Raw genomic sequence first — 22762 nt, 5'->3', positions numbered from 1 at the left:
CTACTCAAGGAGAATGAGCGTGTACCGCAATAGTGAATTAGACATTTACATGATGCGCGTTTCCTTCTAGTTCAGAGCAAACAGGCCACCGCTACAAACGGTGGCCTTTTACGTTTTTGGGTACGAAGGAGTTCCTGAAAGCAACACTATGGGATGCTACTCCAATAAACTTCTGTCCGGTTGTGAATTTGCATAACAACTCAGGTGATATTTTCTGGGTAAGGGCATCGTTTTTGATTGGAAATGGGAGATTCCGTGCAGCGCTGTTCTGGTGTCTGCCATAACTTCACGTATCACAAACTCCGCAGCGTAACTCGTTGCTGAGTAATAGCAATAAGGCGGTTTGGGGCAGAAATGAGATAACGCGTGTTCAGCTAATTACGGCTTTAAACCCAAAAAGTAATCGCACGTTATTGTCATCTGACAGCAGCCGGATGGCGCAATAAAAAATGGTCATCCGTTGGATGACCATTAAATACGTTTACGTAGAGGGCGTGGAGGTTACGCACCTTCGTTATGCAACTCTAGGTTAGCAAGCTCTTGCTGAATCTCTCGTTGCGTTTTTGCATCATCGCTGCGCAAAGACTCAAGAAAGTCTAAGTACTGCTGATTGATGTCGCCGGTTACGTATTCACCGCTAAATACCGACGTTTCGAACTGAGAGATGTCTGTGTTGCCTAGGCCAACGGCGTCCGTAAGGTCTTCCAACGTCTGGAAAATGAGCTCATCGGCACCAATTTGCTTACAGATCGCTTCGTTGTCTCGGCCATGGGCGATAAGCTCATTGGCGCTTGGCATGTCAATGCCGTACACGTTCGGGAAGCGAATCTCTGGCGCAGCAGAGACCATGTACACTTTCTTCGCACCTGAATCGCGGGCCATTTCGATGATCTGCTCTGACGTAGTACCACGTACGATAGAATCATCAACCAACAAGACATTCTTGTCTTTAAACTCTGAACGAATCGCGTTGAGTTTACGACGTACTGACTTCTTACGCTGCTGCTGACCCGGCATGATGAACGTGCGGCCAACATAGCGGTTTTTCACAAAACCTTGGCGGTAAGGCTTTTCAATCGCTTGAGCGATTTGTAGAGCGATGTCACACGAGGTCTCTGGAATCGGAATAACCACATCAATGTCCAAATCAGCAAATTCGTCACGGATTCGGTCGCCCAGTTTCTTACCCATCTCTACACGTGCGCTGTAAACCGAAATCTTATCGATAAAGGAGTCGGGACGTGCAAAGTAAACAAATTCGAAAATACATGGGTTGAGTCGAGGGTTGTCCGCACACTGCTTAGTATGCAGTTGACCATCAAACGTCGCATAGATTGCTTCACCTGGCGCGACATCGCGCATAAAGTCAAAACCGACCGCATCTAGGGCTACTGATTCAGAGGCAACCATGTACTCGGTGCGACCTTCAACCTCGCGTTTACCTAAACACAGTGGGCGAATACCGTTAGGATCGCGGAACGCAATCATGCCGTGACCGATGATCATAGCCGTCACCGCGTAAGCACCACGAATCGCGCGATGCACATTGGTGACAGCACGGAACACATCTTCAGAGGTAACGTTACCTTTGACAGTATCAATCTCATGAGCCAACACGTTAAGCAACACTTCTGAATCAGAGGTGGTGTTGATGTGACGACGATCTTTCTCGAACAACTTTTCGCGAATTTCGTGTGCGTTTGTGAGGTTACCGTTGTGAGCTAGTGTGATACCAAATGGTGAGTTCACGTAGAAAGGTTGCGCTTCAGACGCGCTTGAGCTTCCTGCTGTTGGGTAGCGAACATGGCCGATACCCACTGTACCTTGAAGTCTTTGCATGTGTTTGGCTTCAAACACATCCTTTACTAAACCGTTCGCCTTTCTAAGACGAAAACGATTGCTATCTATGGTACAAATACCCGCGGCATCTTGGCCACGATGCTGCAATACCGTCAATGCGTCATAGATAGACTGGTTTACAGGCGTTGTGCCCACGATTCCAACAATACCACACATGTCTTAACCCTCGATTTTCGACAATGGCTGGAGCGCTATAACGCCCCAGATAAGAAACTAGATGTTGCTTGTAGGTGTTCAAAAAAAGGTGCGATGATGCGGCTGAATTCCGGTACCAACTGCGACCCTTTCCACCACTGTGAGTCTGGAAACGACGTAAACGCATCCATGAAGAATAGTGCCGCTGACACTATAAGAACACCTCGTAAACCGCCAAACACGATACCAAGGACTCTATCCGTTCCAGACAAACCTGTCTTCTGCACTAATTGAGCAATCACATAATTGACGATAGCACCGACAATCAGAGTTGCAATAAACAGAGCAGCGATCGCGGATCCGTTTCGGATCATGTCATCTTCGATATTGGTGAAATACATCGCCAATTTCGCGTAGTACTGACTGGCAATAAAAAAGGCGCCAAACCAGATAACAAGAGACAGTGCTTCTTTCGCGAAGCCACGAATTAAACTGATCAGCGCTGAGAGGCCGATCACACTTAAAATGACAATATCTAACCAGTTCATGTTGTTCTACATCTTAAGTTGGCGCGCATTTTAACAGAAAAAACGCTGACGCAAACGTTTTCTTATGGATTTAGTGGTTTAAATTTAAGCAATCGACCTTTTGAGCCAGTGATCTTTTCCAGTTCAATCACTTGGCGTTCGAGTTTACTCTTCGACACATCAGGACCAATAATTACTCGGGTAAAACCATTCTCTAATTTGGTGTGTGCTTGGTATCCGCGCTTTTGCAAATCATCCACGACGCTCTGCGCATTCTCTGCGTTTTTTAACGCCATCAGTTGGATGATCCATGCACTGTCTTGATACTCATTGCGTTCAGGGATGGCTTTAACGATCACCTCGAGTGGCGCCTCTTCTGCACTCTCCTCTTGAGTGACGACCGCGACAGGCGTATCGGGCAGCGCTTTCGAGTCATCCACCGGCTCGAGAATCTCAAACGATTCCAGATCGCTTTCAAGCTCCGGTTTTAGCGGAATACTGGCGATCTCTTCCTGATAGTGGCTTTTCTTGCCATCGAGCACATCGGGCAATACGATGACGCCAATCGCCACTAAGATGATGGTACCGACTAAGCGGTTTTGAAATTTGCTCGCCATTTAATCTCCTTGTGTTTGCCAATGCGCCAACACTTCCCCAACGGTATGAAATGAGCCAACAACCAGTATCACATCGTCTTGGCCCGCCTTTGTCATCGCGGCTTCAAAAGCCAGCACCGGAGAATCAAAGGTTTGAGTCGCGGCTGGTAAATGACTTGCCAGTTCATTAGCGTGCGCGGCGCGAGGGCCATGCAGTGAAGCTGGATACCAATGCGAAGAAAGCTCGCTCAAGATAGCCAGCGTCGCCTTGATGTCTTTATCATGCAGCATGCCCACCACAGTATGAATCACACGTTTTGGGTATTGCTTTGCTACACGTTCAACCAAGTATTGCGCTGAATGTGGATTGTGCGCGACATCCAAAAGTATCACTGGCGAAGTGTGCAGAATTTGCATGCGCCCTGGCAAGGTGGCGTTTTCAAGGCCGTTGACGATATTGATATCTGTGATATCCAGATTGGCGTTTGCCAGCGCCGTTAAGGCCGTCGCCGCGTTCTGCAGTGGCAGTCCGGGAATGGGTAGCTCGTTTAATTCAAAAGTACCAAGTTGCCAGCGCCATTGTGTCTCTGATTGTTGCTCATAGTGGTATTGAATCCCCACTTGAAAGAGCTCAGCCTGAATATCGTCGGCGTGTGCTGCCACGGTTGATGGCGCTTTCGGCTGACCGCAAATCGCTGGTTTGCCTGCGCGAAAGATGCCGGCTTTCTCAAAACCAATCACGTTAATGTCATCGCCCAGCCAATCGACGTGGTCGATGGCTAAACTGGTAATCACGGATACGTCATGATCGACGACATTAGTGGCGTCTAAACGCCCGCCCAAACCGACTTCAAGCAAGACAACATCCACTTGCTCGGTTTGAAACAGGCGTAACGCCGCAAGCGTGCCAAACTCAAAAAAGCTTAGGCTGATATCCCCGCGCTGCTGTTCAATGAAATCGAAGGCTTGGCAATGCTTCTCGTCGGCTAAATCGACGCCATTGATGCGCACGCGCTCGTTGTATCGAATTAAATGAGGAGAAGAGTAGACACCGACTTTATACCCTGCGTCGAGCAAAATCGCTTCCATCAAAGCGCAGGTAGAACCTTTGCCGTTGGTACCAGCAACGGTAATGACTGTCGGAGCGGGTTTGGTTAAGTTGGCTTGTTGTGCGACGGCTTGGACTCGGTCTAGCCCGAGATCGATCGCTGAGGTGTGGATGTTGGCTAAATAATCAAGCCACATCGTAAGAGGGGATGTGGCTTGTGGAATTTGGGTTTGACTCATCTAACTGAAACCATAAATTGTGGTGGTTTGTTAGTGTGTTACTTTACCCTTTTTCGTCCGCTTCTGGTACTTCATATGCAAGTTCATTTGGCGCATCATTCACAGAAACCACCAATGGCGACGGTTGATTGGTCATTTTGGCCAACAAACTGCCGATGCGTTGACGCATTTCACGGCGATCAACAATCATATCGATAGCCCCGTGTTCCAATAGGAACTCACTGCGCTGGAAGCCTTCTGGAAGATCTTCACGAACGGTTTGTTCAATCACACGGCGACCTGCAAAACCAATCAGTGCTTTGGGTTCACCAATATTGACATCACCTAGCATCGCTAAGCTCGCCGATACACCGCCCATGGTTGGGTCCGTCATCACTGAGATGAACGGCAAGCCTTTTTGCGATAGTCGCTCTAACGCTGCACTGGTTTTTGCCATCTGCATCAGGGACATTAGCGCTTCTTGCATTCGCGCACCACCACTGGCCGAGAAACAGACTAAGCCACAGTTGTTTTCCATCGCCGCTTCAACCGCACGTACGAAACGAGCGCCAACGACTGAACCCATCGAGCCTCCCATAAAGGAGAACTCAAACGCACACGCGACCACAGGTAGACCCAACAGCTCGCCTTGCATAACGATGAGCGCGTCTTTTTCACCACTGCTCTTTTGCGCAGCAGAAATACGGTCTTTGTATTTCTTCGAATCGCGGAACTTGAGCTTGTCTTGTGGCTCAAGCTCAGTGGCTAACTCAGTACGATTGCCTTCATCCAAAAATGTTTCAAGACGACGACGCGACGACATGCGCATGTGGTGATCACATTTAGGACAAACCTCTAGATTTCGCTCTAGTTCAGCGTGATAAAGCACTTGTTCACACGATGTACACTTGGTCCATACCCCTTCAGGGATTGACGCTTTTCTCGATGTGCCGATATTGCTCTTTTCTAAAATCTTTTCAAGCCAACTCATGGAAGACCTTTTCTCTCTCGATCCCCGTTCAATACAGGGATTCAAATTCTGAATTTACGCGTGAGGATTAAAGCATATTAAATGCCAAGTGTAGACAAAAAACTGGTTGTACCTATTTTCTGGCTCTCTGTCTCACGCCCTAACGTCCTGATTGATTCGACAATTTATCACGAATTAGTTCAGATTATCTGGCAAAAACAGAGGTCCGATCGGTACGCGTGGCAACTGATACTCATCCGGATAATCCACATCCACCAAGTATAACCCCTCTGCTTTCGCTGTGGCGCCCGCCAATTTTCTGTCTTTCACGCCAAGCAACCACTCTATCCACTCGGGCTTTTGTTCCCCGCGTCCAACGCAGATAAGGCTGCCGGTAATATTACGCACCATATGATGCACAAAGGCATTAGCCTTAATATCAATCACGACATATTGGCCGTGACGAGACACATGCAGGTGCATCACATTGCGCCAAGGGCTACGAGATTGGCATTGCACCGCTCGAAATGAGGTAAAGTCGTTTTCGCCGAGCAAATACTGCCCAGCTTGGTGCATCAATGCTTCATCCAGTTCACCGTGGTAGTGGCTCACGCCTGACGAGAGGATCCCGGGTCTGAGAGGGCTATTGAAGATAATATAGCGGTAGCGTCGCGCGGTCGCAGAGAAACGAGCATGAAACGACTCCGGTACCTCTTTCGCCCAGCGAACACAGACATCCGATGGCAAATTGGCGTTCACGCCCATAGTCCACGCCACCATTTTTCTTTCTGCCGTGGTATCAAAGTGAACCACTTGGCCTGTGCCATGTACGCCTGCATCTGTCCTGCCAGCACATTGCACTTCAACGGGGTGATTGGCGACAACACTCAACGCTTTCTCGAGCGCTTCCTGAACACTTTTCACCTCTTTTTGGCGTTGCCAGCCATAGTATTGAGTACCGTTATATTCGATACCTAACGCTATTCTCATCTGCAGAATCTCTTTAAAAATGGGCCGGGCAGTATACCTTTAATAGGGATAAAAAATAAGAGGGCCGCAGCCCTCTTACCTCACTCTAACTCGCCTATCCGCGGTTGATTTTGTCAATCAGACGTTTGGCTTCTCGACGAATCTCGTCACTGCCATCAACAATCGCCTCTTCGAGCAGTTTGATGGCCCCTTGCGCGTCATTCATCTCAACGTAAATCTTGGCGAGATCAAGTTTTCCTGCCGCCTCTGCGTTTGAATCGACATCAATCTCATCACCAATGTCACCGATCACATCAGGGAAATCATTCAGGCCAACATCCAACTTGAGCTCGTCATCCAACTCTTGCTGCTCTTCCATCTCCACTTCTGCCATCAGTTCATCAATGGTTCTAAACTGATTTTGCTGTGGGCTGAAATCGTCGGCGCTGTCTTGAATGCTCCAATCTTCATCGCTGACCTCAGGTTGCTCTAAAGCATTATCTTGATCCCAAACCCCACGCTCTTCTTCAGGAATGTCATCCGAAATCTGTGCCTGCTGCTCGGGAGAGAGCGTAAAGCCGTTCCAATCTTCGCCGCCCATCTCGAGCATAGCGTCAATATCCATACCGGCACTGTCAGACGTTGTGGCATCGATCGGGCTGTCAAATGAGAAGCTAGGTGTGGCATCCTCGCTGTCTGCAAGCAACTCATCAAACGCCTGCTCATCAAACTCTTGTGCAGCCATTGCCTCAGCGACGTCGATATCAGCGCGGCGTTCGGAAGGAATTTCCGACAGTTCAGGCGTCTCCAAATCGTCTAAATTGAAATTGACCTCATCGGCACTCTCTGCGTCCCCATCTGTGGTCGGCATGTCAGCCAGCGCTTCGTCTTCACCATATTCAGGCAATTCCAGCTCATCAAACTCGGTCAGTTCCTGCCCAACAGGCTCGCCTTGGTCATCAGACATCGGCTCTGAAGCCATATCTGCCAGTGCGTCATCCTCATTATATTCAGGCAGCTCAAGCTCATCGGTATCGACTGATTCCGTCGCTTGCTCCTCTTGAGGAGAGTCTGCACTCGACGCTAGCGCCTTCTCTTCAAGATCAATGAATGGCTCATCGCCCAAATCCGCCAGAGCATCGTCTTCGTTGTATTCGGGAAGCTCGAGAGCATCGAAGTCGAAAGGCTCATCGTCACTGACTGATTTCTCTGGCTCTGGTGTGGCAGGCTCGTTGGCCATATCCGCAAGCGCATCTTCTTCACTGTACTCTGGAAGCTCTAAATCATCAAAATCGAGCGTCTCATCGTCACTGACTGATGTCTCTGGCTCTGATGTGGCAGGCTCGTTGGCCATATCCGCAAGCGCATCGTCTTCACTGTATTCTGGAAGCTCTAAATCATCAAAATCAAGAGTCTCATCGTCACTGACTGATCTCTCTGGCTCTGGTTCGGCAGGCTCGTTGGCCATATCCGCAAGCGCATCGTCTTCACTGTATTCTGGAAGCTCTAAATCATCAAAATCGTGAGTCTCATCGTCACTGACTGATTTCTCTGGCTCTGATGTTGCAGGCTCATTGGCCACATCCGCGAGGGCATCTTCTTCAGTACGTTCTGGAAGTTCCAAATCATCGACGTCAGAGATATCACTGACAGATTGCGACAGTGGATCTGCACTGTCCGATGTATCCGCATCGGTTTGTATCTCTGGCGTTGGGTCTTCCACCAGCCAATCTTCATCTTGCGGAACACCAAACTCATTCGCAGCGACTTCAGGGGCTGATGATGGCGCAAGCTCCAGCTCGTCTGATGATTCCTTCTCATCCGATTCCGGTGCTTCTACCGCTTCACTCTCCTGTGTGTTAGAAGCTGGTTGATCAATGCCCTGGTCCCATCCAGCATCAACGGCAGGTGTACTCTCATCCTCTACAGGTTGTGTTGGTTCTGGCTCAGTCGCTAACTCTTCCTTAACCGGACTCTCTTCTAATGGGCTCTCTTCTAATGGGCTCTCTTTAACGTGTGGCTGCTCAACCTCTTCAATGGCAGACGTCAGCCAATCATCATCGTCAGCATCATCACTTTGGTCATCATCACTCTGCGTAGCTGGCTCTGCTGGCGTTTCCTCACTGCCGCTTTGCGGCAACAACTCGTCACTATCGAGCGGCGTCTCTGAGTCATAGTCAGGATTTTCCACTTCGTCGATAGCGGCGCTTAACCAGTCGTCTTCATCTTCTTCTGGCTCTGGCTCTGGCTCTGGCTCTGGCTCTGGCTCTGGCTCTGGCTCTGGCTCTGGCTCTGGCTCTGGCTCTGGCTCTGGCTCTGGCTCTGGCTCTGGCTCTGGCTCTGGCTCTGGCTCTGGCTCTGGCTCTGGCTCTGGCTCTGGCTCTGCAGGGATGAGTTCAGACTCGTCCTGCTCGTCAAGCGCTAACGTAGATAAATCAGGGTCTTGTTGTTGTTCGTCGAGCAATGGGTCACCTTGCGGGGCAACACTCATCATATCGTCGATGAACTCTTCGCTAGAAAAACCTTTCTCTGGTTCTGGTTCTGGTTCTGGTTCTGGTTCTGGTTCTGGTTCTGGTTCTGGTTCTGGTTCTGGTAAAGCCTGTTCCTCTGCTTGCGCTTGGTCAAGCAAGGTATCGACATCTTCACTCACGCTCTCGCTAGGCAACACGTCGTCAGCAATGGCTTCTAGGCTCTCTTCACTACTCTGCTCAATATCAAGCAGCTCTTCGAACAAGTCAGTGGCGTCATCGTTGAGATCCTCTTCGCCATCTTGCCCTACCAGTTCATCCAGCAAATCCGTGCCCGTATCAAGAGGGGCAATTAACTCATCGGCACCAATCAGCTCATCGAGTTCACTGTCGAGTAGAGATTGTGAATCCTCAAACGGGTTCTCTTCATCGACCTCCAGCAACTCGTCAAGTAACTCGGTGCTCTCAGGCTCAACGCTCTCCTCAATATCAGCGCCAATCAAGTCGTCGAAGTCATCCTCTTCGTCATCATCGAGCTGGAAGTCTGACTCTAGCATTTCGTCAAGCAGAGCGGCGTCATCGACCGAGTTAGACTCGAGTTCCTCTAAGTTAGCTTGCGCCTCCGCTTCTGCGAACAGCGCATCAATATCATCATCGGATGCAATTGAGGTTTGTGTCAGTTCGTCATCGGCCTCATCACTCAAGTCAAACGCATTTTCCGCTTCATCAAGCAACTCATCGAAGTCAACATCGCCTTCATCACTCTCTTTGTTCTGCTCAAACAAGTCATCCAACATGGATTGATCGAGTTCGCTACTTTCTAGCGGATCGTCATCGCTGTCACCGGCGAGCAACGAGTCAATGTCATCTTGACTAAAGTCACCCCCATCCGAGAGGTCGAAACTGTCATCTTCATCTTCGTCCATCACGACATCATCAAGCGCACGTTCCATCTCTTCCAAGCTGAGCGCTTTATCGTCCCCTTTGACGCTGATACCGTTGGCACTGTCCACTTCATCGGCAAGGGTTTCATCCAGATCGCCGTCATCGCCGATACCGGCGAATGGGTCCTCACCCTCTTCTCCCTCGAGGTTGAAGTCTAAATCGCTGTCATCAAGGTCGGCAAACACATCCGCTTCATCACTTTGCTCTTCCGATTCATCGGAGAACAGCGCTTCACCGTCATCTGACTCGCCAAACAAGTCATCATCGAGCAGAAGATCATCACCAATATCTTCATTGAGCGTATCGGGGACAACAGGTGCAACCGTTGGCGTCGCTTCCGGTGTGTTTTCTGCTTGAGGCTCAGATTTAGAACGGCGCCCGAGTAACAACATGACCAACAAACCAATGATCAAACCAGGAACCACCGCCATTGCGGCCACTGCCCAAGTGTTCGATAGCAACTTATCCCATTGGCTTGGCGCCATTTTTTGCTCTTCCGCCAGCTTGAGACGTTCGGCTTCCAGCAGTTTTTCAACTTCGTTGCGAATGCGAGATTCATCGCCCAAGGAGTCTTTGAGTACGTCCACTTCCGACTGAACCTGTGCAAGCATCAGGCGCAATTTGTGGTTTTTCTCCTCCAACGCCATCAACTCTGTTTCGGAGGTTTTGAGCTGATTTTCTAGCGTCGAGACTTCACCTTGGCGCTCTTGATTGGCAATGTCTTTCAAATCGCTGTTTTGTGAGGCACTGTCTTGTGGGCGACTTTCAGGTGCACTCGGCACATCTTGCGCCGGTTTGGCCATCATGTCTGGCGTTGTAGACTCAACGACCGGAGCGTCGACTGGCGCCGTGACCGCAGGGGTTGCCCGTTGAGGCTGAGGCGCTGGGGAGACGGGTTGAGTCGGAGTTAAGCGCGCTTGATGCGCCGCCATCACATTGACCGCTTGTTCAGTGGTAGCACTCTGGATTTGCGCTAATGAAGGGATACGAAGATTGCTGCCTGGGATCAGTTCATGGATATTTTGGTTGTCGAAAGCTTGGGGATTGATCTGATAAATAGCGTAGAGGGTTTGCTGCACAGAGACTTGATTAGAGGGTCTCAGTTGCGAAGCGATGCTCCATAAGGTCTCTTGTTCGCCAGTCGGCCCGTAGAAGCGTGACGGTTCATTCGCTAGTCCAGAGCGACGCGCAAGCGGCTGTGCAAACTGTGGAGAAGACTGAATTTCGCCATTTGGACCCTTTAGGCGAATGCTTTCTGCACTAACGATGGATGTCTGAGTCACGGCCACCAATGCCAAGGGCAAAAGCAGGCGCTTAAAAATATGAAGCATAAAAGGCTCAGCTATGTGCTTAATAGTTTGAAAACGTTGATCTGTTAAATATATCGGATAAACGCAGTAAAACTATAGGCTGAGAGCCAAAAAATGTGTGTCCTACGCCATAATCGCATGAATCTCACACTAATTTTCTTACTTTGATTAAAAAAGCCTCGCACTAGGGCGAGGCTCTTAAAAGCGAAGCGGACACTCAGTACTCAGTAGTAATCGCGAATCAACACTTCGGCGATTTGTACCGCGTTGGTCGCCGCGCCTTTGCGGACGTTGTCGGCCACCACCCACAAATTGACGCCACTGTGGTGGCTAATGTCATTGCGGATTCGTCCGACCATGACGTGATCTTTGCCGCCAGCATCGCGAACTTGGGTCGGAAAATCCTCGCCATGGAATACTTCAACCCCTTCGGTTTGCTCCAGCATCTGCACGACTTCGCTTGCGTCAATCGGCGCGCGAGTTTCTACGTGGACCGCTTCAGCATGGCCATAAAACACCGGAACGCGAACGCAGGTCGGGTTCACTGTAATGGATGGATCATTGAAGATTTTTTGCGTTTCCCACACCATCTTCATCTCTTCTTTGGTGTAGCCGTTTTCCATCATCTGATCGATCTGTGGAATACAGTTGAACGCGATCTGCTGAGAGAACTGGTTGGTTTCAGCAGGTAGCCCATTGAGCAACTTGGCCGTTTGCCCTGCCAGCTCATCAATACCGGCTTTGCCTGCTCCTGACACTGATTGGTAAGTCGAGACATTGATGCGCTCGATTCCGACGGCATCATGAATTGGCTTGAGCGCCACCAGCATCTGAATGGTCGAGCAATTTGGGTTAGCGATGATGTTGCGGTTACGAAATTCCGCAATCGCTTCTGGATTGACCTCAGGCACCACAAGAGGAATGTCATATTCGTAGCGGAAATGTGACGTATTGTCGATCACGACAACGCCTTCCTCTGCAGCGATGGGTGCCCATTTCGCCGACAAATCGCCCCCAGCAGAAAACAGCGCAATATGAACTTGAGACCAGTCAAAATTCTCAACATTCTCTACTTTGATCGTCTTGCCATTAAAACGGTAGCTTTTGCCTTCACTACGCTCACTGGCAAGTAGGTAGAGATCACCCACGGGAAATTTACGTTCTTGTAAAACGTCTAAAATCGTCTCACCGACGGCGCCTGTCGCGCCCAAAATGGCAACATTGTATTGCTGGCTCATTGATTTACCTCAACCTGAAAACCTAGTTTGGCTAGGGGTGACAACTGACAATCAGCCGTCCCCACTAGCGTGATGGCACTGTATTCGCGTCTATCCCAGTAATTTTTACGCATGGCGTCAAAGGCGCCGGGCTGACCGATTTCTCGGCGAAACAGTGCATCATCTTTACGCACATCATAGACGAGCTGTGTGATCGTGTGTAGCGTCGCCTCATCCCACGCTCGATTAAGCTCAAGACGAGGAACCGGCGCGATCGGCAACAGATCACTGGCGTTCGCGCTCAACTCTTGATTTAAAAACTCACAAAAGGCATTAAAGATCATCGTCGTGCCACGAGCTTTCCCTTCAAGCCCATACCCGGCCACATGTGGGGTCGCGAATGCTAGCAGAGGCAGCAACTCCATATCAACCTCAGGTTCAAATTCAAACACGTCCAGTGCTGCAATAAAGCCATCTTGACGCGCAAGCCGCGCCTTAAGTGCACTGTTGTCCACGATGGGACCCCGCGCCGCATTGACCAAGATTTGGTCGCCGCGTAAACGGTTGAGTACCGCTTCATCGATAAGGTGATGGGTAGGATACTCACCCTCTTTCGTAATCGGCGTATGGATGGTGATAATATCCGCTTGCTCGAGCAAGGTATCCAGCGGAGTAAACGAACGCATGTCGCCTTGCGCTTGTTTTGGTGGATCATTGATGAGCACTTGAATGCCGATCCCTTCCAAACACGCTTGTAAGTAGCTGCCCACCTGACCAGCACCAATAATGCCAACGGTTTTATCAAACACCGAGAAACCGTGTTGCTGCGCTAGCACCATCATCACACTCACCACATATTCAGCAACGCCGACTTTGTTGCATCCGGGAGCGGCGGTAAAGAAGATACCTCGTTCACGCAATAGTGCTTGGTCGACATGGTCCATCCCCGCCGTTGCGGTGCCGACAAATTTCAGTTTATTGGCGTTGGCGATAAGCTCTGCGTTCACTTTGGTGACGGAGCGAATCATCAGCGCATCCACATCGATAAGGTCTTGCGCAGTGATTTGTCGGCCTGATTTCAACACCACCTCACCCAGTTGGCTAAATAGCCCTTCGGCGTAAGGCATGTTTTCATCGATTAGAATTTTCATGGTGTGCTGTCTTTGATTAAAGGGCGTTGGAGCGATTGTGCAGAAAAGCAGGCTCGGTGTCGAGTAGCACGCCCCGCCTGACGTAAAAAAGCCCGGCGCATGGCCGGGCAATTATCCAGAACAAAAGGATCCTAACCCGCTCTCCATGGGTCAGAGTCTGCGTCTGTTCAGCGGTGAGTAAAACTCTTCACCACCAGTCCTGGAAACGGGTGTCTGGCGAACCAGCGCGAGCGATTAAGCTTGGTACTTTTTAATCACCAACGTCGCGTTCGTTCCACCAAAGCCGAAGCTGTTTGACATCACAGTGTTCAACTCAGCGTCACGCGCTTGAGTCACGATATCAAGGCCTTGAGCCGCTTCGTCGAGATTTTCGATGTTCACACTTGGGGCAATAAAGTTGTGAGTCAGCATCAAAGTTGAGTAGATGGCTTCATGCACGCCTGCAGCGCCCAATGCGTGACCTGTCATCGCTTTCGTTGCTGATATTGCTGGGCTGTTTTGACCAAACAGCTCTTGAATCGCACCCAGCTCTTTCACATCACCAACCGGTGTAGAGGTGCCGTGCGTGTTGACGTAATCAATGCTATCGACAGCTTGCATCGCCATCTTCATACAACGCACCGCACCTTCACCTGATGGCGCCACCATATCGTAGCCGTCAGACGTTGCGCCGTAGCCAACAATTTCGCCGTAAATTTTCGCGCCGCGCGCAAGCGCGTGCTCAAGCTCTTCAATGACTAACATACCGCCACCACCAGAGATAACGAAACCATCACGGTCCGCATCGTAGGTACGAGACGCTTTTTCTGGTGTCTCGTTGTACTTAGTCGACAGAGCGCCCATCGCATCAAACATCATGGTTTGAGACCAATCGAGCTCTTCACCACCACCAGCAAAAACGATGTCTTGTTTACCCAGTTGAATCAGCTCCATCGCGTGACCAATACAGTGCGCAGAAGTCGCACACGCCGAGCTCATTGAATAGTTCACGCCGCGGATTTTAAACGGTGTCGCAAGACACGCAGAAACCGTCGATGACATAGTGCGAGGCACCATGTATGGGCCAACACGTTTCACGCCTTTGGCACGCATGGTGTCAGTCGCCACCGTTTGATTAAGCGCAGATGCGCCACCTGAACCTGCCACAATACCGGTACGATCGTTAGAGACCAACTCTGGAGTCAGGCCTGCGTCTTCGATCGCTTGTTCCATTGATAGGTAAGCATACGCAGCCGCATCACCCATAAAGCGCATCTGTTTACGATCGATGTGCTCTGCTGGGTTGATTTTTAGATCACCCCAAACCTGCGAACGTAGACCGTGTTCTTTAAACTGCTCAGAGGCAGTGATACCAGATTTTCCTGCTTTTAGAGACGCTAACACTTCTTCGGCGTTGTTACCGATACTCGAAACAATACCCATACCGGTGATTACGACACGTTTCATTATGACAATCCTATAAATTAAATTTCCGCTAGATAATAACGAAGTTGCCCTGCAAAAGTGGTCAGCTTTCCCATAAATCCGTACAATCTTCACACTTTTAATGTCTAAATAGAAAGAACTCTGACTCTCTATGACCACTATTTCGCACGCCCAGCTTGGCTGGAATGAAGCTGGCACACCAGTTTCCGACCAATTTGACGACGTCTACTTCTCCAACGTCAATGGTCTTGAAGAAACCCGTTATGTTTTCCTGACCCAAAATCATCTTCCGCAAAGATGGCAGGAATATGACCAACGCCGTTTTGTGGTGGCAGAAACCGGTTTTGGCACAGGGCTTAACTTCCTTGCGTTGTGGCAATGGTTTGATGAATTTAGACAGCGCCATCCTGATGCGCCACTTAAAGAGCTGCATTTTGTCAGTTTTGAGAAGTACCCCCTAAGCAAAGAAGACTTGGCCAAAGCGCACCTCGCGTGGCCTGAGCTGGCCAGCTACGCGCAAAAGCTGCAAAAGCACTATCCGATTGCAGTGCCTGAGTGTCACCGTATTGTGCTAGATGACGGTGCCGTGACGTTAGATCTCTGGTTTGGTGACATTAAAGATTGCCTCCCTCTGGTTCCAGTGCCTGAGCAAGGTTTCGTTGACACCTGGTTTCTCGACGGATTTGCTCCGAGTAAAAACCCAGAAATGTGGAATCAAACGCTGTTTGACGGCATGGCGAGACTCGCCAAACAAGGCTGTCACTGCGCCACCTTTACTGCCGCCGGTTTTGTCCGTAGAGGGCTGATTGAAGCGGGCTTTGCGATGAAAAAAGTCAAAGGCTTTGGCACCAAAAGAGAGATGATTGCGGGTGAGTTGAGTGAACGCACACCTTACAGCAACCTCTCCCCCCTATTTGCGCGGCCAAATAGCGCAGACGCAGAGTCGATCGCCATTGTTGGTGGTGGCATTGCCAGCGCAACTTTAGCCACGGCACTGATTCGACGCGGGAAACGCGTCACGCTCTATTGCCAAGATAAAGCCGCAGCAATGGGCGCCTCTGGCAATCGACAAGGCGCGGTGTACCCACTGCTCAATGGCACCCACAGCGGCGTGTCACGCTTTTTCGCCCCTGCTTTTCTCTTTGCCCGTCAATTTGTCGAGCAAGCCAGCGAACGCTTTCATTTCGACCACGACTGGTGCGGCGTCACTCAATTAATGTGGGATGAAAAATCACACACCAAACTGAGCAAACTGAATCAAGTGGGCTTTGATGCTCAACTGGTTGCGCCATTGGACCCAGCGCAGACGGCGCAAACCGTCGGTTTACCGTTGGCTATGCCTAGCGTGCATTATCCATTGGGCGGCTGGCTCTGCCCGGCAGAGTTGAGCCAAGGATTGATTGACGATTTATCGGCACACCCCCTTTTCGAGGTGCGCTTTGAGCACAAGGTCACCGAACTAAAAGCGCACTCAGAGGGCACTTGGACGGTATGCAGCCAACAGGAGTCCCGCACCTTTGATGCGGTGGTGGTCGCCAATGGGCATCAGTTTACCGACCTTACGCAGACCTCCACTCTGCCACTTGGACGAGTGAAAGGACAAGTAAGTCATATCCCGACCACTGAGCGATTAAGCAGCCTGCGCAACGTACTTTGTTACGATGGCTACATGACGCCGGTGAACCCAAATAACCAGCAGCATTGTATTGGCGCCAGCTACGATCGCACGCGCCTTGATACAGAGTTTGATCCTGCTGCGCAAATCGATAATGGTGAAAAACTCAAGCGCTGCCTCCCCAACCAAGATTGGACTCAGGATGTCGATATCAGTGACAACCAATCTCGCCAAGGCATTCGCTGCGTGAGCCGCGACCATCTGCCGTTTATCGGTGCGGTGGGCGTGCAGAGCGCGACGGTGGAACAATACAAAACATTAGCAACACAGCAAGAGGATGAGGTGCTGCCGGTACCAAGTTATCCGAATCTATATTGCATGTTGGGGCTAGGTTCGCGTGGATTGAGCAGCGCACCGTTGCTGGCGGAAACACTTGCTTCACAGATGTGTGGTGATCCGATGCCACTGCCTGTCGACATCCTCGACGCCTGTCACCCGAGTCGGATGTGGGTAAGAAAATTAAGAAAAGGGAAGCCTATTACTGAGTTGTAATAGGCTTTAGTCACAAGGCCCGATTAGCTGACTTAGGCTCTTAAGACTCAGGCTCCTAAGACTTAGGCACGTAAGGCTTGGTCAGCTAACTCGGCCCATAGGTCATTCACTATGGTGCGATCAGCAGGTGACAACTCGCTGCGCGCCTCATCTAAACTGGCTTGAATGCGGTGCTTGAACACGTCAAGATCGACGATCCCCTCTTCTTCACACGCCGCGGCGGAGAGAGAAATGTGCCCACGCAGGTAGCCACCTGCAAACAACTCATCTTCCGATGCTGTCTCAATACGCGCATCAATTAGCGCAAGCAACGCTTCTTCGTATTCCGTGATCATTCTTTGTAGCTACCTAAAATCAGTTAGATTCTCAAAAAGAGGCCAAAGCTTCTCACATTGAGAAACCCAAGGCAAATGCTTGTGTTCACAAGGGGTTGTCCTCTGGCATATCGGTTGCAATAGGGAGTTATGCACCGCAAACAACCAAGGAATTGCTATGAAGATGTCCCGATTGTCCGTCAACGTTCTCGTCGCCTTATCCCTCGCCGTAGCACATCACAGCGCGCGTGCTGAGGTGCCTTTTGCGCAATGTCCCACTCAGGAGCAGTGTGGCACTAGCTACCGCCCCACTTGGACCCTGCACGTTACCCTGCTCAACGCGCCGAGCTTAGCGCAGATGCCCGATTTTCCCTATGACCCATTCATCTTTGCCGCCCCCGGCCATTACCATGGTGATATTGGCCATCAATTGTCCGGCTCTCACCCTGGCCGTAGCTTAGAGATCCACCTAAAGAATCAAGCACCGACGGTCAAGTTTGATCCCCGCTACCGAGCAAATGGCGTCGACGCCTCGTCCGGTGACACTTACTTTCACACCAGCAACGGGCTACCTTGGGCGATTGAAATCCCCACAAACTGGGCCCACCCACTGGAGCAGGTCGATATTCTCAACGCCTACCCAAGTTTTGATGAATTCGCCCAAGATGATAACGGCACCACCGCCACCAACTGGTACACACTCGCAGTACCCAGCCGAATTTACATCGACTAAAAGAGACGCCCGATGAGACAGCCTACACACTTCAACCCTTACTTTACAGGCGCACTATTGCTCACCTCCCTTGGCCTCTCTGCTTGTGGCGGAGGAGGCGGCGGTGTGGCTGATTCCAAGCTCTATTTGACGATAAAGGCGTCAGGTTTAAGTGGCGGGGTTTGGTAGAAGGCACGTAATGCCTCAGACAATGCCAGCACACGCGGCGGCAACCCCGTCGCTAAAATGGACATCACTTCTTGATGGACTTTTTGCATGAACCCGAGGCGGTCAGGTTCAACGTCGCCATTGAGATTGTCGCAACTGACACTAAATGCAAAGCCAGCGCTGACCGATAGGATCCACTCGTACGCCTGCGGACGTATCTCCACTTGTTCAAACTGCGCTTGAACCTGTTCATCGCGGCCATCGGGGTGATACCAATAACCAAAATCTTCCAGTAAACGGCGCTCAGGGCCTGCCACACACCAATGGGCGATTTCATGCAGTGCAGACGCATAGAAACCTCGTGCAAACACGATGCGATGGTAAGGAGTAGAGTCATCCGCGGGAAGATAGATAGGCTCATCACCGCCAAGTTCAAGACGGGTCTGATACTGCTCAAAAAAGGTCTGATTGAAGAGTGCAATCAAATCGCGATAATCGTGGGTCATCTATGTGGAAGTTCAAAGTAACGATGCGCGCCATTGTACCCGACTCCGCAGCCAGCGTTAAGACGCGCTACAGCGAAAAGAAAACGGCTTCCTTGCGAAGCCGTTTGTACGATTAAATTTTCGGGGTTTGCGTCGTGACACCGTGGTTTTGACCGCGATGACGCAGCAAGTGATCCAGCAACACAATCGCCAGCATGGCTTCAGCAATCGGCACTGCGCGAATGCCAACACAAGGGTCATGGCGACCTTTGGTAATCAGCTCTGTCGACTCCCCTTGCTTGGTGATGGTTTCACCCGGTACGGTAATGCTCGACGTTGGTTTGAGCGCGATATTCGCGACAATGTCTTGCCCGGTCGAGATACCGCCTAAAATGCCACCAGCATGATTGCTACCAAAACCGCTTGGCGTGAGGGTATCACGATGCTGGCTGCCTTTTTGGCTTACCACATCAAAACCATCGCCGATTTCGACGCCTTTTACCGCATTGATGCTCATCAGTGCATGCGCAATGTCGGCGTCTAAACGATCAAACACTGGCTCGCCAAGTCCAACGGGTACGCCAGTGGCGACCACTTGCAATTTGGCACCGATAGAGTCGCCTTGTTTTTTCAAATCTCGGATCAATTGATCGAGCTGCTCGACCTTATCCACATCCGGGCAGAAAAATGGGTTGTTCTCGATCTCATCCCAATCGACTTTCTCAATGGCGACATCGCCCATCTGCGATAGGTAAGCGCGAATTTCGACACCAAACTCTTGCTTAAGGTATTTCTTTGCAATCGCGCCCGCCGCAACGCGCATCGCTGTTTCACGTGCAGACGAACGACCACCGCCTCGGTAATCACGCACCCCATACTTTTGATGGTAGGTGTAGTCAGCATGACCGGGACGGAACTTGTCTTTGATCTCTGAGTAGTCTTTTGAGCGTTGGTCGGTATTTTCAATCAGTAAACCGATCGAAGTCCCGGTCGTTTTCCCTTCAAACACACCGGAAAGAATTTTTACTTCATCAGGTTCGCGGCGTGCAGTGGTATAGCGAGAAGTGCCTGGACGACGACGGTCGAGATCCGTTTGAATATCTGCTTCTGATAGCTCTAAACCTGGAGGACATCCGTCAACGATACATCCTAGTGCGATACCGTGACTTTCTCCGAATGTGGTCACTCGGAAATGTTGTCCGATACTGTTTCCTGCCATTACTTCCTCGTATTATTTCAGCCTTGTCAATTAGGCTTTACACGTCAATTGTTCGTTTTTTCATAGTGTCTTTATTACGGTTTGATGTAAAGCCCTACGCTAGAACTATTTTTGTTCACCTAGCCGCGAAAACGCTAGAGAGCAAAACGCCGAGCAAAAGCTCGGCGTTTAGGCGTGCACAGTTGGCAACAAATCAGTCTTTGTACAACTTGAATTCATCGGCGCAAGCGACCAGTTGGTCACGAGTCAACAAGAAGACACCATGCCCGCCATTTTCGAACTCTAGCCAAGTGAATGGGATGTCTGGATATTGCTCCATCATGTGCACCATGGAGTTGCCCACTTCACAAATCAAAATACCCTTATCGGTCAGGTAATCGGGGGCATTGGCAAGAATACGACGCACCAGCTTGAGACCATCACTGCCCGCCGCTAAGCCGAGTTCAGGTTCATGGGTGAACTCTTGCGGCAAGCTGTCCATGTCTTCTTGATCCACATACGGTGGATTCGTGACAATTAAGTTGTAACGCTCTTTCGGTAAATCGCGGAACAGATCCGAGCGAATTGGGAAGACTTGTTGCTCCATGCCGTGATCTTGAACGTTCTGTTCCGCCACTTGCAGCGCGTCGGATGAAATATCAATAGCGTCCACTTCCGCCTCTGGGAAGGCGTACGCACAAGCAATAGCGATACAACCACTGCCGGTACACATATCCATAATGCGCGTCGGCTCTTCGATTAGCCAAGGTTCGAACTGAGCTTGAATCAGCTCACCAATCGGAGAGCGTGGCACCAAGACACGTTCATCGACAAAGAATTCCAAACCACAGAACCAGGCACGATTCGTCAGATAGGCGGTAGGCGTGCGCTCATTGATGCGTTTCACCACACGCTCGACGACGCGCAGGCGCTCACTGCTGGTCAAACGAGAGTTGAGAACATGGGGAGGCACATCAATCGGAAGATAGAGTGTGGGTAGGATCAACTGAACGGCTTCATCCCAAGCATTGTCAGTGCCGTGACCGTAAAATAGGTGAGCGGCGTTGAAACGGCTGACCGTCCAGCGAATCATATCTTGAAGGGTATGCAGTTCCGATACCGCTTCTTCTACAAAAATCTTATCCAAAATTGCCTCCGAAAAGCGCTACAATACTGCCAATAGCATTAATCATACCTATTGAAATCACCCATGAACAAAAAAGACACCGATATTGATGACGATTTCGCCCTCTTCAGGGATGCAGTACAAGGCGTAAAAAAGTTGCGACAGGATACCATAGTCCAACAGCCAAAAAGAAACACTAAGCAGAAAGAAATCACACGCAGCGCACGTGAAGCGAGCGACTCGGAGTTTTACTTCTCTGACGAGTTTGTACCGCTCCTCAATGAAGAAGGACCAACGCGCTACGCCCGCGACGACGTGTCACAGTATGAGGTCAAGCGATTACGCCGTGGCGTGTATGTGCCTGATGTCTTTTTGGATATGCACGGCATGACGCAACTGGAGGCCAAGCGTGAACTCGGCGCGATGATTGCCTATTGCATCAAAAATGAAATTGCCTGTGCCTGTGTTCAGCATGGCATCGGCAAACACATCCTGAAGCAAAAAACGCCGCTATGGCTGGCCCAGCACCCTGATGTGATGGCGTTTCACCAAGCACCACTTGAGTTTGGTGGCGATGGCGCGTTGCTGGTTTTACTCTCGATCCCGGAAAAGTAATCGTTACTGGCGCAAATCTGGCGGGATCGGGAGTTCGGATGCCTTGAGCTGCGGCCTTTGACCGCCACGTTTGCGATACTGCTTGAGCTGAAACACATACGCCAACACTTGAGCCACTGCGGTAAACAGCCCATCTGGGATCTCTTGCTCCAACTCTGTTGAATGATACAGCGCCCGTGCCAATGGCGGAGCGGGGATCACGTAGATATCATGCTCTCGCGCCACTTCTCGAATTTTAAGCGCCATGTGATCGGTCCCTTTCGCAACCACAATCGGCGCGCGATCTTTATCTTGCTTGTACCTGAGCGCCACGGAAAAGTGCTCTGGGTTGGTAACAATCACATCCGCTTGCGGCACTTCTGCCATCATTCTCCGCTGAGCCGCTTCCCGTTGTAGCATACGAATACGGCCTTTTACCTCAGGTTTACCTTCAGTCTCTTTGTACTCGTCTTTGACCTCTTGCTTGGTCATTTTCAATTGGTTGGCGTGCTGCCAGATTTGGAACGGAATATCGATGGCGACCACCACCAACAGTGAGCAGCTAATCAAGAGCACAAAGTTGAGTAAGATATCGAGCGCATGGAAGATGTTTTGCGGGTAAACGTCCATACTCAGCTGAAACAAATCCTGCTGCGCTGAGTTGATAAGAAAGATCGCCACACCGGTCACCAGCGCCACTTTAAGAATGGATTTCAGCAGCTCGACCCAGCTTTGCAGACCGAACATGCGCTTAAAACCACTCAGCGGGTTCATTTTTGACCATTTGGGCGTCGCGGCTTCTGCTGAAAAGCTGATACCACCAACACCCGCTGCGCCAATCAGCGCGGCAACAAACAGCGTCACCAGAATCAGCAATAATGGCAATATCAAACTGCCTAACGACCCGAGGGCGATGTCGAACAGTTTGACTTGATCAAACACTTCCTCACGCGACAAAGTGAACAAGCGGCGCATTACTTTAAACAAGCCACGTGCCAACCCTTCACCAAACCACATTAAAGCAATCGCGCCCACCACAAGGACGGAGACCGACGCCAGTTCTTTAGACCTTGCAACCTGCCCTTTCTCTCGAGCCTGTTGCAAGCGCCTGGGCGTGGCGTCTTCGGTGCGTTCTTGACCGTCGGATTCTGCCATCGCG

Annotated in this window: 18 protein-coding genes; 3 read left to right on the top strand and 15 right to left on the bottom strand. The window is 50.5% G+C overall.

The window, feature by feature from the left end:
- Positions 1-501 precede the first annotated feature (501 nt).
- The 10 genes from purF to fabB form a co-directional block, all read right to left on the bottom strand.
- Positions 502-2016, bottom strand: coding sequence for an amidophosphoribosyltransferase (gene purF, locus AC6R0S_RS12480; protein ID WP_500626012.1), 1515 nt, complete (start codon positions 2014-2016; stop codon positions 502-504).
- 35 nt (positions 2017-2051) lie between these two features.
- Complete coding sequence (locus AC6R0S_RS12475; RefSeq protein WP_334552740.1) at positions 2052-2543, bottom strand: CvpA family protein; 492 nt, start codon at positions 2541-2543, stop codon at positions 2052-2054.
- Between the two features lie 62 nt (positions 2544-2605).
- Positions 2606-3139, bottom strand: coding sequence for an SPOR domain-containing protein (locus AC6R0S_RS12470; RefSeq protein ID WP_500632928.1), 534 nt, complete (start codon positions 3137-3139; stop codon positions 2606-2608).
- Entirely contained in the window at positions 3140-4405 is a 1266-nt protein-coding gene (gene folC, locus AC6R0S_RS12465) for a bifunctional tetrahydrofolate synthase/dihydrofolate synthase (protein ID WP_500638029.1), read from the bottom strand.
- A gap of 43 nt (positions 4406-4448) precedes the next feature.
- Positions 4449-5375: an acetyl-CoA carboxylase, carboxyltransferase subunit beta gene (gene accD / locus AC6R0S_RS12460; RefSeq protein WP_500638028.1), complete on the bottom strand. Its 927-nt coding sequence runs from the start codon at positions 5373-5375 to the stop codon at positions 4449-4451.
- Between the two features lie 174 nt (positions 5376-5549).
- Positions 5550-6344: a tRNA pseudouridine(38-40) synthase TruA gene (truA, locus tag AC6R0S_RS12455; protein WP_500632278.1), complete on the bottom strand. Its 795-nt coding sequence runs from the start codon at positions 6342-6344 to the stop codon at positions 5550-5552.
- Between the two features lie 94 nt (positions 6345-6438).
- Positions 6439-11067, bottom strand: a complete 4629-nt coding sequence (locus AC6R0S_RS12450; protein WP_500638027.1) for a FimV/HubP family polar landmark protein — start codon at positions 11065-11067, stop codon at positions 6439-6441.
- Between the two features lie 203 nt (positions 11068-11270).
- Positions 11271-12284: an aspartate-semialdehyde dehydrogenase gene (locus tag AC6R0S_RS12445; protein ID WP_334555269.1), complete on the bottom strand. Its 1014-nt coding sequence runs from the start codon at positions 12282-12284 to the stop codon at positions 11271-11273.
- Complete coding sequence (locus AC6R0S_RS12440) at positions 12281-13414, bottom strand: 4-phosphoerythronate dehydrogenase (protein WP_500638026.1); 1134 nt, start codon at positions 13412-13414, stop codon at positions 12281-12283. The genes AC6R0S_RS12445 and AC6R0S_RS12440 overlap by 4 nt, the downstream gene beginning before the upstream one ends.
- Positions 13415-13648: 234 nt before the next feature.
- Complete coding sequence (gene fabB / locus AC6R0S_RS12435) at positions 13649-14860, bottom strand: beta-ketoacyl-ACP synthase I (RefSeq protein ID WP_487902647.1); 1212 nt, start codon at positions 14858-14860, stop codon at positions 13649-13651.
- A 130-nt stretch (positions 14861-14990) separates the two neighbouring features.
- Between fabB and mnmC the strand changes: the two genes are divergently transcribed.
- Positions 14991-17006 carry a bifunctional tRNA (5-methylaminomethyl-2-thiouridine)(34)-methyltransferase MnmC2/FAD-dependent 5-carboxymethylaminomethyl-2-thiouridine(34) oxidoreductase MnmC1 gene (mnmC, locus tag AC6R0S_RS12430; RefSeq protein ID WP_500638025.1) on the top strand — a complete coding sequence of 672 codons (2016 nt, stop codon included), beginning with the start codon at positions 14991-14993 and terminating at the stop codon, positions 17004-17006.
- A gap of 62 nt (positions 17007-17068) precedes the next feature.
- On the opposite strand, the gene AC6R0S_RS12425 is transcribed toward mnmC, so the two are convergent.
- Positions 17069-17341 (bottom strand): YfcL family protein, encoded by a 273-nt coding sequence (locus AC6R0S_RS12425; RefSeq protein ID WP_500632283.1) that lies wholly within the window; start codon positions 17339-17341, stop codon positions 17069-17071.
- Positions 17342-17498: 157 nt separating this feature from the next.
- Between AC6R0S_RS12425 and AC6R0S_RS12420 the strand changes: the two genes are divergently transcribed.
- Positions 17499-18053 carry an LruC domain-containing protein gene (locus AC6R0S_RS12420; protein ID WP_500638024.1) on the top strand — a complete coding sequence of 185 codons (555 nt, stop codon included), beginning with the start codon at positions 17499-17501 and terminating at the stop codon, positions 18051-18053.
- 122 nt (positions 18054-18175) lie between these two features.
- On the opposite strand, the gene AC6R0S_RS12415 is transcribed toward AC6R0S_RS12420, so the two are convergent.
- The 3 genes from AC6R0S_RS12415 to prmB form a co-directional block, all read right to left on the bottom strand.
- Positions 18176-18706 (bottom strand): elongation factor P hydroxylase, encoded by a 531-nt coding sequence (locus tag AC6R0S_RS12415; RefSeq protein WP_500626001.1) that lies wholly within the window; start codon positions 18704-18706, stop codon positions 18176-18178.
- A gap of 112 nt (positions 18707-18818) precedes the next feature.
- On the bottom strand, positions 18819-19904 hold the full coding sequence (gene aroC / locus AC6R0S_RS12410; protein ID WP_500626000.1) for a chorismate synthase: 1086 nt from the start codon (positions 19902-19904) through the stop codon (positions 18819-18821).
- A 193-nt stretch (positions 19905-20097) separates the two neighbouring features.
- Entirely contained in the window at positions 20098-21030 is a 933-nt protein-coding gene (gene prmB, locus AC6R0S_RS12405) for a 50S ribosomal protein L3 N(5)-glutamine methyltransferase (RefSeq protein ID WP_334555260.1), read from the bottom strand.
- A gap of 63 nt (positions 21031-21093) precedes the next feature.
- Here prmB and smrB point away from each other — a divergent pair, with 63 nt between their 5' ends.
- A complete protein-coding gene (gene smrB, locus AC6R0S_RS12400; protein WP_334555259.1) occupies positions 21094-21624 on the top strand; it encodes an endonuclease SmrB in 531 nt (176 codons plus the stop codon).
- 3 nt (positions 21625-21627) lie between these two features.
- Here the strand turns inward: smrB and flhB are convergent, their stop codons facing one another.
- Positions 21628-22758 carry a flagellar biosynthesis protein FlhB gene (flhB, locus tag AC6R0S_RS12395; protein ID WP_500638023.1) on the bottom strand — a complete coding sequence of 377 codons (1131 nt, stop codon included), beginning with the start codon at positions 22756-22758 and terminating at the stop codon, positions 21628-21630.
- Positions 22759-22762: the final 4 nt, after the last annotated feature.

Source organism: Vibrio sp. R15-SG3-ISO1B (assembly GCF_059833835.1).
This window is presented reverse-complemented; position numbering and strand designations above follow the sequence as displayed.

Coding starts and splice junctions, on each gene's coding strand:
- purF (WP_500626012.1), bottom strand. CDS start 2,016: ATGTGTGGTATTGTTGGAATCGTGGGCACAACGCCTGTAAACCAGTCT.
- AC6R0S_RS12475 (WP_334552740.1), bottom strand. CDS start 2,543: ATGAACTGGTTAGATATTGTCATTTTAAGTGTGATCGGCCTCTCAGCG.
- AC6R0S_RS12470 (WP_500632928.1), bottom strand. CDS start 3,139: ATGGCGAGCAAATTTCAAAACCGCTTAGTCGGTACCATCATCTTAGTG.
- folC (WP_500638029.1), bottom strand. CDS start 4,405: ATGAGTCAAACCCAAATTCCACAAGCCACATCCCCTCTTACGATGTGG.
- accD (WP_500638028.1), bottom strand. CDS start 5,375: ATGAGTTGGCTTGAAAAGATTTTAGAAAAGAGCAATATCGGCACATCG.
- truA (WP_500632278.1), bottom strand. CDS start 6,344: ATGAGAATAGCGTTAGGTATCGAATATAACGGTACTCAATACTATGGC.
- AC6R0S_RS12450 (WP_500638027.1), bottom strand. CDS start 11,067: ATGCTTCATATTTTTAAGCGCCTGCTTTTGCCCTTGGCATTGGTGGCC.
- AC6R0S_RS12445 (WP_334555269.1), bottom strand. CDS start 12,284: ATGAGCCAGCAATACAATGTTGCCATTTTGGGCGCGACAGGCGCCGTC.
- AC6R0S_RS12440 (WP_500638026.1), bottom strand. CDS start 13,414: ATGAAAATTCTAATCGATGAAAACATGCCTTACGCCGAAGGGCTATTT.
- fabB (WP_487902647.1), bottom strand. CDS start 14,860: ATGAAACGTGTCGTAATCACCGGTATGGGTATTGTTTCGAGTATCGGT.
- mnmC (WP_500638025.1), top strand. CDS start 14,991: ATGACCACTATTTCGCACGCCCAGCTTGGCTGGAATGAAGCTGGCACA.
- AC6R0S_RS12425 (WP_500632283.1), bottom strand. CDS start 17,341: ATGATCACGGAATACGAAGAAGCGTTGCTTGCGCTAATTGATGCGCGT.
- AC6R0S_RS12420 (WP_500638024.1), top strand. CDS start 17,499: ATGAAGATGTCCCGATTGTCCGTCAACGTTCTCGTCGCCTTATCCCTC.
- AC6R0S_RS12415 (WP_500626001.1), bottom strand. CDS start 18,706: ATGACCCACGATTATCGCGATTTGATTGCACTCTTCAATCAGACCTTT.
- aroC (WP_500626000.1), bottom strand. CDS start 19,904: ATGGCAGGAAACAGTATCGGACAACATTTCCGAGTGACCACATTCGGA.
- smrB (WP_334555259.1), top strand. CDS start 21,094: ATGAACAAAAAAGACACCGATATTGATGACGATTTCGCCCTCTTCAGG.
- flhB (WP_500638023.1), bottom strand. CDS start 22,758: ATGGCAGAATCCGACGGTCAAGAACGCACCGAAGACGCCACGCCCAGG.